The organism is Paraburkholderia bryophila (genome assembly GCF_003269035.1).
Lineage (GTDB): Bacteria > Pseudomonadota > Gammaproteobacteria > Burkholderiales > Burkholderiaceae > Paraburkholderia > Paraburkholderia bryophila.
Genome location: NZ_QLTK01000014.1, coordinates 80718 through 95643, shown reverse-complemented (window position 1 = coordinate 95643; position 14926 = coordinate 80718). Strand labels below are relative to the sequence as shown.

Here is a 14926-nt window from a genome sequence, read left to right as displayed (position 1 = left end):
CGGCTGACATAGATTGTGGGCCGTTCAGGTTTAGCATTTGGGAATGACTTATATGCCGCACGTACTGGTGGTCGACGACGAAGAGGACATCCGGTCCTTATTGACGGGTTTTTTTCGCCGGCATGGCCACGAGGTCAGTATCGCGACCGACGGCGTGACGCTCTTCGACATGCTCAACAGCCGGCCCATCGACCTGGTGATTCTCGACGTCATGCTGCCCGACGAAGATGGCTTCAGCCTGTGCCGGCGTTTGCGGGCTACCTCGAAAGTGCCGGTGATCATGCTCACCGCGGTGGCCGATCATGTGGATCGCGTGGTCGGCCTCGAGATCGGCGCGGACGATTACCTGGTGAAACCGTTCGACGCGCGCGAATTGCTCGCCCGCGTGAAGGCCGTTTTGCGCCGCACGACCCAGTCCGATGTTGCGGTGACGAGCACCGGCACGCGGCCGATGCTGTCGTTCGCCGGCTGGCGGCTCGATATCGCCCGGCGCGAACTGCGCTCCGCCGACAACACGCTGATGATCCTGTCCAGCACTGAATTCGACCTGCTGCTGGCGTTCGCGGAGCACCCGCAGCGCGTGCTGTCGCGCGAACAGTTGCTCGATCTCGCGCACGGCGCGGCGCACGAGGTGTACGACCGCAGTATCGACGTGCAGGTCGCGCGCCTGCGCCGCAAACTCGATCTCGACGAGAAGGAACCGCCCGTCATCCGCACGGTACGCGGCGGCGGCTACATGTTCACCCCCACGGTGCGGCGCGGATGAAAATCAGCCTGCGGCCGCCCGATACCATCGGCTGGCGTATCGCGCTCACGGTCGGCTCAGCGATCGTCGGCGTACTGTTGCTCAGCGTGGTGTTCAATCACTTCGCGGGCGTGTGGGCGCGGCCGTCGGTCGAGGAAACCGCGCTGCTCGGCCGGGCCAACGACATCATCCTGATGGTCGAGACCGTGCCGGCAAACTATCGTCAGCCGGTGGCCGGCGCGTCGCACATTCCGGCAACCTCGGTCGACTGGTATCCGGCCGGCTCGCCGACCGCGCACGTGCTCGCAAAGGCGCCCACCACGAGCCGCACCGACGCGGAGCTCACCCAGTGGTTCGCGGCAAATGGCCACCCGCGCACCGTCTTGCTGTTCAAATCGAACGACGACGTATCGCGCAGCTTGCCGAACTACGATCGCGCCCGCCATCCGCACGCCTATTTTCTGGCCGCCGGACTGAACGACGGCAGTTGGCTCGTGTTCACCGCCACCCGTCGCGCGTGGGGATTGCCGCGGCCGGCGCAGATCGCGATTGCGCTGGGGTTCGTGGTGTTGTCCATTCTGGCGGCCTCGGTCGTGGCCACGTATTTTCTGTCCAAGCCGCTACGGCGTTTTGCCGACGACCTGCGCCGTTTCGGCGGCGATCCGCGTTCCGGCCCGGTGCGCGAAGCGGGGCCGCGCGAACTGCGCGCCGCGATCGCGGCCTTCAACGCACTGCAGGCGCAGTTGCGCAAATTCGTCGAAGACCGTACCGCGATGCTGGCGGCCATGTCGCACGATTTGCGCACGCCGCTCACGAAAATCCGGCTGCGCGGCGAATTTATCGAAGACGACGATCAACGCGAGCGTTTGTTCCGCGATGTCGACGATCTGCAGGCCATGGCGGATTCCGCGCTGTCTTTCTTTCGCGACGACTACAAGAACGAAGAAACGACCGTGTTCGATTTCGCCGGCCTGCTGCGCACCATCGCCGACGATTACAGCGATCAGGGCAAGCCGGTTTTCTACGCCGGCCCCGAGCGTTTCGCCTTCAGCGGACGACCGTTTTCATTCCGGCGCGCGTGTGCGAACCTGGTCGACAATGCGTTGAAATACGGCAACCGTGCGGAGCTGGAGCTGAAATGCTCGGCCACCCAGATCCACCTGAAGGTGATCGACTACGGCCCCGGCATTCCACCGTATGCGCTCGAAAAAGTGTTCGCGCCGTTTTATCGCCTCGAACAGTCCCGCAACCGGTCGACGGGCGGCATGGGGCTGGGGCTGACATCGGCGCGCGCGGTGATTCAGGCGCATGGCGGCGACATTTCGCTGAGCAACCGGCACGGCGGCGGGTTGGAAGTGAATGTGACGCTGCCCGCCATGTCCTGAGCGATCGACGGCCGCGCAGCACGCGGGGCAGCCCTCTACGGCAACCCCGCGCCCCGCTCGCGCTACGACAGGTGATGCACCTTCTGCAGCCCGAACACCGGCGTCGCAAGCCCCTCCATCCGCGCCTTGATTTGCAACGACAGGTACTGCGAGTAATGCCGCGACTGATGCAGGTTGCCGCCATGAAACCATAGCGCCTGCTGCTGCGTGGGCTTCCACATGTTGCGCTGCTCGCCCTCCCACGGGCCTGGGTCTTTCGTCGTGTTCGAACCGAGCCCCCACACCTTGCCCACCTTGTCGGCGACTTCGCGCGAAATCAGGTCGGCGGCCCAGCCGTTCATCGAGCCGTAACCCGTTGCGTACACCACCACATCCGCCTCGAGCTCGGTGCCGTCGCTCAGCAACACCGAATGCTCTTTCAGTTCGACCACATCCACGCCGCTATTCAGTTTGATCTTGCCGTCGGCCACCAGTTGCGACGCGCCGACGTCGATGTAATAGCCCGAACCGCGCCGCAGATACTTCATGAATAGTCCGGAATCGTCGTCGCCGAAATCGAGCAGGAAGCCGCTTTTTTCCAGCCTGGCGTAAAACTCGGCGTCGCGCTCGCGGATCGCGTTGAACACCGAATCTGGAACTCGTGAAGAATCGCGTACGGGATCGACGCAAAAGTCAGATCGGCCTTCGCGGTCGTCATGCCGGCGGCGACCGCGCGCTCCGAGTACAGATCGCCGAGTGCGAATTCCATCAGCGAATCCGACTTGACGATGTGGGTCGACGAACGCTGCACCATCGTCACATCGACGCCCGCCTCCCAGAGCGCGGCGCAAATATCGTGCGACGAATTGTTCGCGCCGATCACCACGACCTTCTTGCCGCGATAGTTGTCCGGCCCCGGATGCTGCGACGAGTGATGCTGCTCGCCCTTGAACACGTCCATGCCCTTGAATTTCGGCAGATTCGGCTTGCCCGACATCCCGGTGGCGAGTACCAGCTGCTTCGGGTGCAATACGATCGTGCGGTCGCCGCGCTCGACTTCCACGGTCCATACGCCCTTGGCTTCGTCGTACACCGCGGACTTGCAGGTCGTGCCGCCCCAGTAGTTCAGTTCCATCACTTTCGTATACATTTCGAGCCAGTCGCCGATCTTGTCTTTCGGCGTGAAGACCGGCCAGTTGTCCGGAAACGGCAGGTAGGGCATATGGTCGTACCAGACCGGATCGTGCAGGCAGAGCGTTTTGTAGCGCTTACGCCAGGCATCGCCGGGCCGCTCGTTTTTATCGACGATGATGGTCGGCACGCCGAGTTGCCGCAGCCGCGCGCCGAGCCCGATACCACCCTGGCCGCCGCCGACGATCAGGCAATACGGTTGCGTGGAGGTGCCCAGCGCGTCGAGTTCGGCTTCGCGATTTTCCTTCCAGCTCGTGCGGTTCTGACGCGCACCGTGTTCGGCGCCCATCGGCCGCTTCGCGCCCTTCGGCTCTTCGTAACCCTTGAGTTCGGCCATGGTGGTCAGCAGGGTCCAGATGCGGCCGTCCTTCAAACGAATGAAGCCGCTACCGCGCGCCACCTCGGTTTCGAACGTGATCCAGCCTTGCGTCACACGGTTCGCGTCGGTAGCAGGTTCAGGCTCCGCGAGCTTGAAATTCGACGGCTTGATCGCGCCTAGTTGTGCGCTCAACATTTCCGCGATCGGCTCGCGGCCTTCGAGGGTTTTGATATTCCACGTGAACGCGACCAGATCGCGCCAGTAGCAATCGGACTGGAACAGCTCGACGGCGGCCGCGACGTCGCCGCGTTTCAGCGCGCTTTCCAGCGTCTCCAGCACGCCGGATATCGCAGGTGTGACGTTATTTTCAGGCATGGTTGCTCCTCCATACAGAACGGATAATCGAACTTCGATGGGAAACGCGGGTTCTACGCCCGCTAAAGAAATCGGTGCCGCGCGGCTAACACTTGTGCGGCGGTTTGATGTCCAGCCGCGCAATGCGCCGGTACAAGGTCGCGCGCGAAATACCCAGCGCCTGCGCGGCGAGTTCGGTGCGCCATTTCGCGTCGCTCATCGCGGCGACGATGCGGCTGCGTTCGAGCGCATCGTCGTCGGACAGGGGCGGCGTGGTCTGCGCCGTGGCCTTTGAAGCAACCCGCGCCGCCGCGAGATCGCGCGGCATGTGGGCCGGCCGTCTTGCCGTGCGCGCGAGCAACGGCGCACGCACCCGCGCATACAGCGGCGAACCGCTATCGTTCAGTCTGAGCGAGACGAGACCGCGCGCGGCCTTGGCCTCGAACAGGCGTTCAGCCGGAATATCGAACAAGGCCGTCACATGACGCGGCAATTGATTGAGCGCGGGTACGCATTCGCGCGCGCGCCGGTTCGCGGCGATCGCATTGCCGCAGGCGTCGACGGCAATCAGGATTTCCGGCTGCGCTTCCACGTAGTGGCGATTGCGGTGCGCGAGCAGCACCCAGCAGTCGGTCGCGGCGTTGAGAAAATACGCGTCCTCGATCAGCAACGCGCTCTGCCGCACGATGTGATTGACGAGCCGCTGGCTCTCGCGTTCGTCGGGGGAACGCACGGCGGAGGCGTCGAGCACGCCGAGCAGTTCGCCATGCAAGCCGAAGATCGGCGAGGCGCTGCAGGTCAGCGTGGTGAACGCGGCACGAAAATGATCCATGCGATGCACGGTGATCGGCTCGGCGTCGAGCAGCACGCTGGCCACGCCACAGGTGCCCTCCTCGCTTTCCGACCAGCACGAACCGAGGTACAGGCCCGCGCGCTTGAAATCGTGACGGCGTTCGCGGTCCACGCGGTAGTCGATCGTCACGCCCTGTGCGTCGGTCAGCATCACGCAGTAATCGGCTTCGCGCACCATTTCATGAAGCCGCGACAAACACTGCCCGGACGCGCGCAGAAACGATTCCTCGCGATGCTGGACGTCGCGCAATTCGGGCACGGTGAGTACGCGCGGTCCGACGGTCGCGCCCGGATCGAGGTGATAGTGTTCGAGCGAACGCCGGTACGAGGACGCGAGCCGCGCACCGTCCACGCCTGGACGCACCGTGCGCCCCTCGATGACGTTGCACACGCGGTCGATGTGTCGGGTTGACGGAACGTACGGCATCGCGAGTCTCCGGCGAATTCAGCGCTTGTCGGGTGCTGGAGGCATTGTGCGCCACCTGAGGCGCCGCATCGTCTCCAAAGCTGAAACGTATGGGACGATTTTTAGCACGCGCGCTTCAGGAGATCACACCGCAGTGCACCATCGGCGTTGGTGAGAATTTTTTCTCAGGGGCGACGGCGGTTCAGCGGAAGGGGTCGGTCTTGACGGCGCAGGTCCCGTCCGCGCACTCGGCAACGGCGCGCACACCGAGCCATCTCGAGATGTGCATGCGATTGCGGGCAAACCCGCGATACAGCGCCTTGAAAGCCGGACGCATCACCGTGATCCGCAGCGGCGCGACCATCCAGCCGCGTCCGACCAGCGTGTAGGCGGCAATGAAACTATCGATTCCCACGACACATTCACCGCCCGCGGTCCACCCGTGCAACTGACGGTTCAGGTCCGCCAGCTCGACGCCGAGCGGCGCGGGATCGAAGCCCGGTTGCGCGATATCGACGAAGCCCAGCCAGGCATGCCGATCCCATTGCCGCAGCCGGTTCCACTCGGCAACGCAAAGCGGACAGTTACCGTCGATGTAAAGCGTGAGTTCAGGATGCGTCATGATGGATCTCCTTCCGCCGATTCCGGCTATTCCGTTGTTTCTGTTAGAACAGAAATTAGATCGGTACGGCTTGTCCGTCAAGCTATATTTCTGTCTTGACAGAAATAACCGAAGGAAATAGAGTCCCGGACATGGAACTCACACCGATTGCTGAACGATTCATTCTCCACTGGGGCGAAATGGGCTCGCGCTGGGGCGTCAACCGCACGGTCGCGCAAATCCACGCGCTGCTGTATCTGCTGGGCCGCCCTATCGCGGCAGACGAGATCGCGGACACGCTGGGCGTCGCCCGCTCCAATGTCAGTACGAGTCTGAAGGAACTCCAGTCGTGGCGCCTCGCGAAAGTGGTACACGTCATGGGCGACCGGCGCGATCACTTCGAGACCTCCACGGATATCTGGGAACTGTTCAAGCTGATCGTCGAGGGGCGCCGGCAGCGCGAGATCGATCCGACGCTCACGGTGCTGAAAGACAGTCTCGACAGCCCGGAAATGGCGCAGGAAAGCCGCGACACCGAGCAACGGATTCGCGACACGCTGCAGTTTCTCGAAACCTTGACCACCTGGTCCGACGAGATGCTGCGCATGAAACCCGAAACGCTGATGAAAACCCTCGGCATGGGCGCGAAACTCAGTCGAACGATGAGACGGACGAAGAGCTAGCACGAAGGCGCGGACGATCGGATCGTCCGTTTTTTTGACCTGTTATTTCTGTTAATACAGAAATAACAGTAATTAAGAGAATGAAAATGGAACAGCCCCTGACGTCCGCTTGCCTGTCCGCTCGCCCGTCCGTCCCAGCACGCAGCATGAACATCCTCGTTTGCGGCGCAGAAGGTTTCATCGGCTGTGCGCTGTGCGACGCGCTTGCGAGCGGCGGGCATCGGGTGCGCAAAGGCGTGCGGCACGCCAGGCACGACGACGAAGTCGCGATCGACTACACCGCCGATCTCGACCCCGCAGTCTGGCTGCCAAGGCTGCGCGATATCGACGTGGTGATCAACGCGGTCGGCATTCTGCTCGAACGTGGCGATCAGACCTTCGAGCGGATCCATCGGCGCGCGCCGGTCGCACTGTTCGAGGCGGCGTTCAACGCCGGCGTCCGGCACATCGTGCAGGTTTCAGCGCTCGGCGCGCACGACGGCGAGACGGCCTACTTCACCAGCAAGCGCGCCGCCGACACCTATCTGCTGTCGTTGCCCGTCGCGCATCATGTGCTGCGGCCGGCACTGGTGTACGGGCCGCGCGGTGCGTCGGCGCGCTTTTTTCGCAGCGTCGCGAGCTTGCCGATCCATCCGCTGCCGGCGGGCGGTCACCAGGTGTTGCGACCGATTCACCTCGACGAACTTGCCGAGGTCGTCGTGCGTCTGGTCGACGGTAGCAGGACAGACCAACCGGTGCTCGATCTCGTCGGTGGCACGCAACTCGAGTATCGGCAGATGCTGGCGACGTATCGTGCGTCGATGGGACTGCCGCCGGCCCGAAGCCTGGGTATTCCCGCCGCGGCGGTCGGCTTGAGCGCGGCGCTGCTCGATCGCGTGCCGCACTCCATGCTCACTCGCGACACGTGGCGCATGTTGCAATCGGGCAGCACCGCGCCGGTCGCGACGACCGCGAGGGTGTTGGGCCGCCAGCCCGCCGGTATCGAAACCTTCATCCGCCCCGCCGACGCGCTACCGGTGCGCCTCGAAGCGCTAGCCGCGTGGCGCCCGGCGGTGTTGCGTGGCGCGCTGGCCGTCACCTGGATCTGGACGGCGCTGTGCAGCGCGTTCATCTACCCGCGCGCGGCCAGTCTTGCTCTGCTCGCCCACGTGCACCTGCATGGCGCCGTCGCCATCGCCGCGCTCTATCTCGCGTCGGCGTTGGATCTGGCTTTCGGCGTGGCCACGCTGGTCCGGCCGGGCCGGCGGCTCTGGGCGATGCAGGGCGGACTGATCGCCGCGTACTCGCTGGCGATTGCGGTCGCCATGCCCGAATTTCTCTGGCATCCGTTCGGCCCGTTGCTGAAGAACCTGCCGATCCTCGCACTCCTGCTCGTTCTGTTTAGCGAAGAACCACAACCATGAACCTTTATCTCGCGATCAAGACCTTGCACATCATGTCGTCGGTGCTGTTGGTGGGCACCGGCTTCGGTACGGCGTTCTATCTGTTCTTTACGAACCGCACGCGTTGCGTCCCGGCCATCGCGACCGTGTCGCGGCTGGTGGTGCGGGCCGACCTCTGGTTCACCACGCCGGCCGTCGTGTTTCAGCCGCTATCGGGCATGTGGCTCGCGCACACGGCCGGCTGGCCGTGGAGCACACCGTGGATCGTCACGGCCGGCGGCCTGTACCTGGTAGCCGGCGTCTGCTGGCTGCCGGTAGTCTGGCTTCAACTGGAGATGGCAAAGATCGCCGCCGGCGCGGACACGAGCGGCGTGGCTGCCTTGCCCGAGCAGTACTGGCGCTATGCGCGCTACTGGGAATGGCTGGGCTATCCCGCGTTCGTGGCGATGGTGGCGGTCTACTGGCTGATGGTGTTCAAGCCCGCGCTCTGAGCGCCTGGCCCCTCGCGCCGAGCCATCGACGCTACCGGCGAAATCGCCGACGATCGCGGCATCGCGCTTTGCGGCTCGGCCCGCGTGCCTCCAATCGATGCAAATGCATCGACACCATGAGAAAGGCGACCGTTGCCCGCGCATCGTTGCCGTCCCCACCGAGACGATCGACCTCATGCCCGTTCTGCCCGAAAACCTTGGACTCGCCACCGATCTCCTGCTGCATGCCGAAATCGGCAGCGTGGAATCGACGGATCGCTACCTGGTGGTTCGCACGCCGCAGGCGCCCGACTACTTTTTCGGCAATATGCTGGTGTTGCGCGACCGGCCTTCGGCAGCCGATATCAACCGGCTGGAGGACGACTTCGCGCGGCTCGTCGGCGTCCCGCCGTCGATCGCGCATCGCACGTTTACGTGGTCCGAAAAGGATGCGGGCACCGTGAATCTCAACGCGTTTGTGGAGCGCGGTTACGACGCCACCTTGTGCCGCGTACTGAGCGCCACGCCCGATCAAATCCGTCCGGCTGCGGCCCACGCGAACCTCGAAGTCCGCGCATTCCACTCGCAGCATGACTGGGACGACTGGGCCGCCATGCAACTCGCGGATATGCCGGACCCGGCCAACCCCACTTCGCAGCGCTATATGGCGCATCAGCAGATCGCACATAAAAGCCTCATTGACCGTGGCTTCGGCGCGTGGTGGGGGGCGTTTATCGACGGCGAGCAGGTGGGCAGTCTCGGGCTGTTCTTTTTCGGCCGTATTGGACGCTTTCAGGCGGTCATTACCAGCAAGCAGCATCGCAACCAAAGGATCTGCAAAACGCTGGTCAGCGCGGTGATCCGCGCGACGGCCGGTTCGGCCGATCGCCTGGTGATGGTTGCGGACGAGAACTATCACGCCGGAAAAATCTACGCATCGCTCGGCTTCGCGCAGCACGGCCGGCTTGGCAGCGTGTGCCAGGAGCCCGCGCCGGCGTGAACCTCCTGCGCCCGGCACGAACGTTCCGGGCGCCAGGCCTGGCGCCGCGCCACGGCCAAATCCCACACCACCCCAATGCTACAATCCGCCGCGCCGAGGCCGCTGTCCCGCCTCGGGCAGCACCGCGCGCCTGGGCCGGCGAGTGGATCACCATAAAAAGACTGACGCCGTATTTCGGGGAGGTGCCTCGAATGTTGGATCCCGCCGTGGCCGTCGCCACCGCCGCGCTGATGAGCCTGGTACTGCTGGTGCTGCTCGGCTCGCTGCTCCGTTCGGGCATGCCGGGCGTGCGCGAATGGTTTGCCGCCAATCTCGGCATCGTCGTCGCGTTGCCGCTCATCCTGATGCGCGGCAGCATTCCCGAATTCCTGTCTGTCGTGATCGCGAATCTGGTGATGGCCTTGTCGGCCGTCACGTACTACGCAGGTTGTGCCCAATTTCTGGGGCGCCCGGCACGCTGGCCGCTGTTGAGCGCCTCGCTGGCGCCACTCGGTATCGCGCTGATTTACTGGCGTTACGTGGTCGACAGCATTCCCGTTCGCGTGCTCGCCACCACCCTCTTCACGGCCGCCGTTTGTCTCGCGACCGCCTATCTCGTCGTTCGATACCGGCCGCGCGGCCGCTCGGCTTATCCGTACTGGGTGACCGCGGCGATGGCCCTGCTGTTTGCGCTGTGCCAACTCGCGCGGGGGGTCTATTTCATGACGCTGAACGGCGTGTCGAACCCCGTGATGTTCGCTTCCACAGGGAGCGTGATATTGCTGGTCGCGGCCACGGCGATCATGCCCACGCTTTCCATGTCGGCCATGATGATGGTGCACAACGTGCTGCTGGCCGACGCACGCGACGCGGCGAATCGCGACTTCCTGACCGGTGCCCTGTCACGCAAAGGCTTCGAGGCGATCGCGCGAACCCGGCTGGAGGAAGCGGACCGGCACGGTCTGCCCGTCTCGCTGCTGATCGTCGATCTCGATCATTTCAAGTCCATCAACGACACCTTCGGCCATGCCGGCGGCGACACCGTGCTGCGCGAATTTGTTCGGGTGGCGCATCTGCAGTTGCGGCGAAGCGATGCGCTAGGTCGCCTGGGCGGCGAGGAATTTGCCGTGCTGCTGCCCGCCACGCAGCCGGACGACGCATTGCGATTCGCGGAGCGGTTGCGTCAGGCGGTCGCCGCACAGCCGGTCACAACCGTTGGCGGCCCATGCGCCTATAGCATCAGCGGCGGTCTGGCAGGCTGGATGCCGGGCGAAACACTCGACCGTCTGAGCGCTCGCTCGGACCTGGCGCTGTACGACGCCAAGCGCGCGGGACGCGACAGGATCTGCGTGCATCAGCCGGGCACCCATGCCGCGGGCAAGCCGTCGCGCGACAGCGCCGAACCCGCGCTCGCCCGCTGAACCGCCGTGCGCGAAGTCCGGGCGAAATCAGGCGCGGGGACCGACCTGCGCCAGCTTGTCGTGCAATTCCAGCGTCAACGCTTCAATGCGTTCGCTCATCTGTTTGGTCAGCGCGGTGAGCTGCGTGTTCTGCTCGAGCAACGCCACCAGTTGCTCCGTCTGCCGGGCGGCCAGCGCCTGACGCTGCTCGCTCGCCGTGGCGATATCCTCACGATGACGCGCGTCGGCATCCGCATGGACCTTGTCGCGATCCGCCTGGCGCGTTTGCGCGAGCAGGATCAGCGGCGCGGCGTACGCGGCCTGCAGACTGAAGGCGAGATTCAGCAGGATAAACGGGTAGACGTCGAACTTGGTCCAGCCCAGCATGTTCACGAGAATCCACACCGCCACGATCAAGGTCTGCGCGATCAGGAAAGTCGGCGTGCCGAAGAAGCGCGCGAAGGCTTCCGCCTTCAGCGCGAACCAGTCGTCGCCGAATACCGACGTAAGATGAACATGCGGCAAATGGAATCGATAATGATGATTGCCCTGCGCGTGGGATGGCTGCGGCTTCTCGTGTTTCGCGTCGCTCATGATGATGATCCGTTGACTGAAGGGATAAGGTCCATACCGGCTGTGGGCATTGGCGCGATTTTGCGTCTACTGTGCGGCGGCTCGGCGTCGATTTTGTGTCTACGCCTGTCGCGACCGACTATACCGGGCCGACCTATCGATCCTCTTACACGGCGAGCGGCGTGCTACGCGTCGCGAACATCTACTATTACGATATCGACACGCCGTTAAAACGGTATGTGCTATCGCGCCCCGCACTCGTTCGACACTGCGAAGCGATTCATGCGCGGATCGAATCGACGCCCGGCAGCGCCCAGAAGTCCAGCGGCACTACGACCAAACCAAGCTGATTTTCACGGAGTCTCTCCTTGCACGAACTTCAGATCGAAACGTTGCAGGTCGGCGCGCTGCGCATGCGCGCCGCCAGTCAGGGCAGCGGCCCGCTCGTGCTGCTTTGCCACGGGTTTCCCGAGTCGTGGTCGGCGTGGCGGCATCAATTGGCGGCGCTCGCCGCCGCGGGTTTTCGTGCGGTGGCCCCGGACATGCGGGGCTACGGCGGCACCGATGCCCCGCCCGATGCGGACGCATACACGCTGCTGCATCTCGTCGGCGATATGGTCGAGCTGGTGAATGTTCTCGGTGAGCGCGAGGCGGTGATCGTCGGTCACGACTGGGGCGCGCCGGTCGCCTGGCATGCGGCCATGTTGCGGCCGGACCTGTTCCGCGCGGTGGCCGGTATGAGCGTGCCGTTTTATCCCCCTGCACGGGACGATTTGCTCACGGCGTTGGAACGGCAAGGCGTGCACACCTTCTACATGCAGTACTTCCAGACGCCCGGGGTGGCCGAAGCCGAATTCGAAGCGGACCCCGAAGCCGCAATTCGGCGCGTGACGTTCAGCATGTCGGGCGATGGGCCCGATCGTATCGTGGCGGGGATATTGGCTCCGGGCGCGGGGTTTCTCGACAGCACGGTCGACCCCGAAACGCTGCCGGCATGGCTCGATCGAGAAGAGATTGCTTATGTGGCCGGCGAGTTTGCGCGCACCGGTTTTCGCGGCGGCCTGAACTGGTATCGCGCGATTCGGCGCACTTCGGAACTGATGGCCCCGTGGCGCGGTTGCGTGATCCGGCAGCCGTCTCTGTTCGTGGCCGGCGCGAAAGACGACGTGCTGAAATTTCCGGGCGCGCAGGCCCGCATCGAGCATCTCGCGAGCGTGCTGCCCGGTCTGCGCGGCTGCCATATTCTCGACGGCGCGGGCCATTGGGTCCAGCGCGAGCGCGCAGCGCAAGTGAGCGAGTTGCTCGTGGCGTTTCTGAAGGGATTGTAGATTCGCAGGCGGGCTGCGGGTTACGGCTCATCTTGCCGCGACACGACAACCGCCCGCTTCACTCAACCCCGCGCGCGTCAGTCGGCGAAATAATCCAGACCGAGCGCGCTCTTTACTTCGGAGAGCGTCGCGCCGGCCACTTCCCGCGCGCGCATCGTGCCGGCGCGCAGCATGGCCATCACTTCGCCGCGATCCGCTTCCATCTCGCGACGGCGTGCGGCGATCGGCGCCAGCATGGCTTGCAGGCGCTCGTTGAGCGCGCGCTTGACGACGCTGTCACCCAGGCCGCCGCGGCGATAGTGGGCCTTGAGTTCGTCGACCTTGGCGACGTCCGGTTCGAACGCGTCGAGGAACGAGAACACCACGTTGCCTTCAACCTGGCCCGGATCGCTGACGCGCAGATGGTTCGGGTCCGTGTACATGTTGTTCACGGCCTTGGTGATTTCGTCGGGCGTGGCGCCGAGCGGAATCGCGTTGCCGAGCGACTTGCTCATCTTGGCCTTGCCGTCGATACCCGGCAGCCGCGTGACGTTCGACAGCACCGCTTCGCACTCCACCAGCACCTGGCGCTCGACCGTGTTGTTGAAGCGCCGCACCAGTTCGTTGGTCTGCTCGATCATCGGCAACTGATCGTCGCCGACCGGCACCTGAGTCGCTTTGAAAGCCGTGATGTCCGCGGCCTGGCTGACCGGGTACGTGAGGAAGCCGGCGGGAATGTCGCGCTCGAAACCGCGCAGCACGATTTCCTGCTTGATGGTCGGATTGCGTTCGAGGCGCGCGACCGTCACGAGATTCAGCAGGTATTGCGTCAGTTCGGCGAGTTCAGGCACCTGCGACTGGATGAAGATAGTCGACTTCGCCGGGTCGATGCCGACCGCGAGATAGTCGAGCGCGACTTCAATCACGTTTTCCGTGACCTTCTGATGCCGGCCGACGTTGTCGGTCATGGCCTGCGTGTCGGCCAGCAGCAGGAATTGCTGCGCTTCGTGCTGCAATTGCACGCGGGCGCGCAACGAGCCGATGTAGTGGCCGAGATGCAGCGGGCCGGTCGTGCGGTCGCCGGTCAGAATGATGCGTTGCTTAGCGGTTTGGGTTTCTTGGGACATGATCCGAGTGTTCCGTGTTGACCGACACTACCAGTTTCTAGCGCGCCAAAACGACGATGCCGCCAGTCTGGCGGCATCGTCGTTTTCAATGTGTGTTGGGAAACGGGCCGCCTCGTTCAGGCGCGCCACCAGCGCTTCGATTGCAACGGGACCCGTGTCGTTTTCATCGCGCGAGTATACCGTCGCTGGCGCCGATGTGCCACCCGGGCATGTATGCGGGCGGGTTTTGCTGCGCTCTGCCGCGTTTTCCCGCTCCAAACGGCATGGGCACGACTAACGGCGCCAGACGCAAGCGCCTGATCCGGTCCGCGAGCAGGCATGCGAATGCGCCGTCCGGACCGTGGGCATCGTAATGCTCCGGCAACTCGGAATTAGCAAGCACCAGCTCGCGCAGCAATGGCGGCGTGACTGTGCGCGCTCACCGTGCCATTGCCCGGTATCACGACCGCACGCACGAATGGCGGTCGCGAGAGCGCCGTTTCCCTTGCCCAGGTGATCCGGCAGTCAGGGGGCGACGTTTATTGTGTCCAGTGGCCTATGCGATCGATCACTCGCTCGGGACAGCCCCATCGCCATGTTTGTACGGTAGCAGTGAAGCCATCGCACCAGCCCAAAGGATCAGCCCCGTGCATAAGGGACCGAAAGGACTCGCGGGTCCCGCATCCGTCAGGTGAGGATAAACCAGCGCCACCAGCATCAAGATAATTCCAATCACGTATCGCGCCTTCGACTTGAAGACGACACCGACAGGAATGAAATGCGCGCCGATCGTGAAGATCACAAGCGGCATGATCCAGATACTCTCGTTCAGTTCGGCAAGCACTGTCGCCCCGCCGATAATGATCACCCACTGCGCCGCGTTGATGACGTTAAAGGCTCGCGATTGTTTGAGCCTGCGCGGTGTGCGTTGATTCGCACGATAGGCCGATTTATTACGCCGGAACTGCGAAAACGAGAGCAGCAGAAGAGCAACGCCCGCTGTCGCGATGATCAGCAGGACACCGGGCGCCGCACCGTACATCTGCAGGCACCATAAAACCAGCCACGCCGCGCCGAATACGGTAAAGAAAATCGCACCGATCGCACGGCTTGCGCGCACCTCGGATTGCTGCGATCTCTGATCGGTGTCGAGATGCTGAACAGCGCTCATATAGCACCTATGCATTTTGACTT

The 14926-nt window shown here is 63.8% G+C and carries 14 protein-coding genes and 1 pseudogene; 9 read left to right on the top strand and 6 right to left on the bottom strand.

The genetic code is table 11. The annotated features are described in order from the left end of the window. Nucleotides 1–43: 43 nt before the first annotated feature. A complete protein-coding gene (locus tag BX591_RS20535; protein WP_111933148.1) occupies nucleotides 44–766 on the top strand; it encodes a response regulator in 723 nt (240 codons plus the stop codon). Next, nucleotides 763–2130, top strand: coding sequence for a sensor histidine kinase (locus BX591_RS20530; RefSeq protein ID WP_111933147.1), 1368 nt, complete (start codon nucleotides 763–765; stop codon nucleotides 2128–2130). Before BX591_RS20535 ends, BX591_RS20530 begins: the two co-directional genes overlap by 4 nt. Before the next feature lie 62 nt (nucleotides 2131–2192). Here the strand turns inward: BX591_RS20530 and BX591_RS20525 are convergent. The 3 genes and pseudogenes from BX591_RS20525 to BX591_RS20515 form a co-directional block, all read right to left on the bottom strand. Continuing rightward, a pseudogene (locus BX591_RS20525) lies at nucleotides 2193–3994 on the bottom strand (NAD(P)/FAD-dependent oxidoreductase). An 85-nt stretch (nucleotides 3995–4079) separates the two neighbouring features. Beyond that, on the bottom strand, nucleotides 4080–5252 hold the full coding sequence (locus tag BX591_RS20520; protein ID WP_111933146.1) for a sigma-54-dependent Fis family transcriptional regulator: 1173 nt from the start codon (nucleotides 5250–5252) through the stop codon (nucleotides 4080–4082). A gap of 181 nt (nucleotides 5253–5433) precedes the next feature. Next, nucleotides 5434–5853, bottom strand: a complete 420-nt coding sequence (locus BX591_RS20515; protein WP_111933145.1) for a thiol-disulfide oxidoreductase DCC family protein — start codon at nucleotides 5851–5853, stop codon at nucleotides 5434–5436. Between the two features lie 131 nt (nucleotides 5854–5984). On the opposite strand from BX591_RS20515, the gene BX591_RS20510 reads away from it, so the two are divergent. The 5 genes from BX591_RS20510 to BX591_RS20490 all read left to right on the top strand — a co-directional run bounded on the left by BX591_RS20510 (nucleotide 5985) and on the right by BX591_RS20490 (nucleotide 10767). Further along, nucleotides 5985–6515 carry a GbsR/MarR family transcriptional regulator gene (locus tag BX591_RS20510; RefSeq protein WP_105506175.1) on the top strand — a complete coding sequence of 177 codons (531 nt, stop codon included), beginning with the start codon at nucleotides 5985–5987 and terminating at the stop codon, nucleotides 6513–6515. Nucleotides 6516–6661: 146 nt separating this feature from the next. After that, a complete protein-coding gene (locus BX591_RS20505; protein WP_111933144.1) occupies nucleotides 6662–7918 on the top strand; it encodes an SDR family oxidoreductase in 1257 nt (418 codons plus the stop codon). Beyond that, nucleotides 7915–8388: a DUF2269 family protein gene (locus BX591_RS20500; protein WP_111933143.1), complete on the top strand. Its 474-nt coding sequence runs from the start codon at nucleotides 7915–7917 to the stop codon at nucleotides 8386–8388. The genes BX591_RS20505 and BX591_RS20500 overlap by 4 nt, the downstream gene beginning before the upstream one ends. Before the next feature lie 175 nt (nucleotides 8389–8563). Further along, the gene (locus BX591_RS20495) at nucleotides 8564–9367 is read left to right on the top strand and encodes a GNAT family N-acetyltransferase (RefSeq protein WP_111933206.1); all 804 of its coding nucleotides are present in this window, start codon (nucleotides 8564–8566) and stop codon (nucleotides 9365–9367) included. A 191-nt stretch (nucleotides 9368–9558) separates the two neighbouring features. Continuing rightward, nucleotides 9559–10767: a GGDEF domain-containing protein gene (locus tag BX591_RS20490; protein WP_111933142.1), complete on the top strand. Its 1209-nt coding sequence runs from the start codon at nucleotides 9559–9561 to the stop codon at nucleotides 10765–10767. 27 nt (nucleotides 10768–10794) lie between these two features. Here BX591_RS20490 and BX591_RS20485 read toward each other — a convergent pair whose 3' ends face one another. Continuing rightward, a complete protein-coding gene (locus BX591_RS20485; protein WP_111933141.1) occupies nucleotides 10795–11340 on the bottom strand; it encodes a DUF1003 domain-containing protein in 546 nt (181 codons plus the stop codon). Nucleotides 11341–11435: 95 nt separating this feature from the next. Between BX591_RS20485 and BX591_RS20480 the strand changes: the two genes are divergently transcribed. Further along, nucleotides 11436–11669, top strand: coding sequence for a hypothetical protein (locus BX591_RS20480; protein ID WP_146749800.1), 234 nt, complete (start codon nucleotides 11436–11438; stop codon nucleotides 11667–11669). 18 nt (nucleotides 11670–11687) lie between these two features. Continuing rightward, a complete protein-coding gene (locus BX591_RS20475) occupies nucleotides 11688–12647 on the top strand; it encodes an alpha/beta fold hydrolase (protein ID WP_244147064.1) in 960 nt (319 codons plus the stop codon). Between the two features lie 77 nt (nucleotides 12648–12724). Here BX591_RS20475 and trpS read toward each other — a convergent pair whose 3' ends face one another. Together trpS and BX591_RS20460 are read right to left on the bottom strand one after the other, a co-directional pair. Then, nucleotides 12725–13753, bottom strand: coding sequence for a tryptophan--tRNA ligase (gene trpS / locus BX591_RS20470; protein WP_111933139.1), 1029 nt, complete (start codon nucleotides 13751–13753; stop codon nucleotides 12725–12727). Nucleotides 13754–14300: 547 nt separating this feature from the next. Next, nucleotides 14301–14903: a hypothetical protein gene (locus BX591_RS20460; protein ID WP_111933138.1), complete on the bottom strand. Its 603-nt coding sequence runs from the start codon at nucleotides 14901–14903 to the stop codon at nucleotides 14301–14303. Nucleotides 14904–14926: the final 23 nt, after the last annotated feature.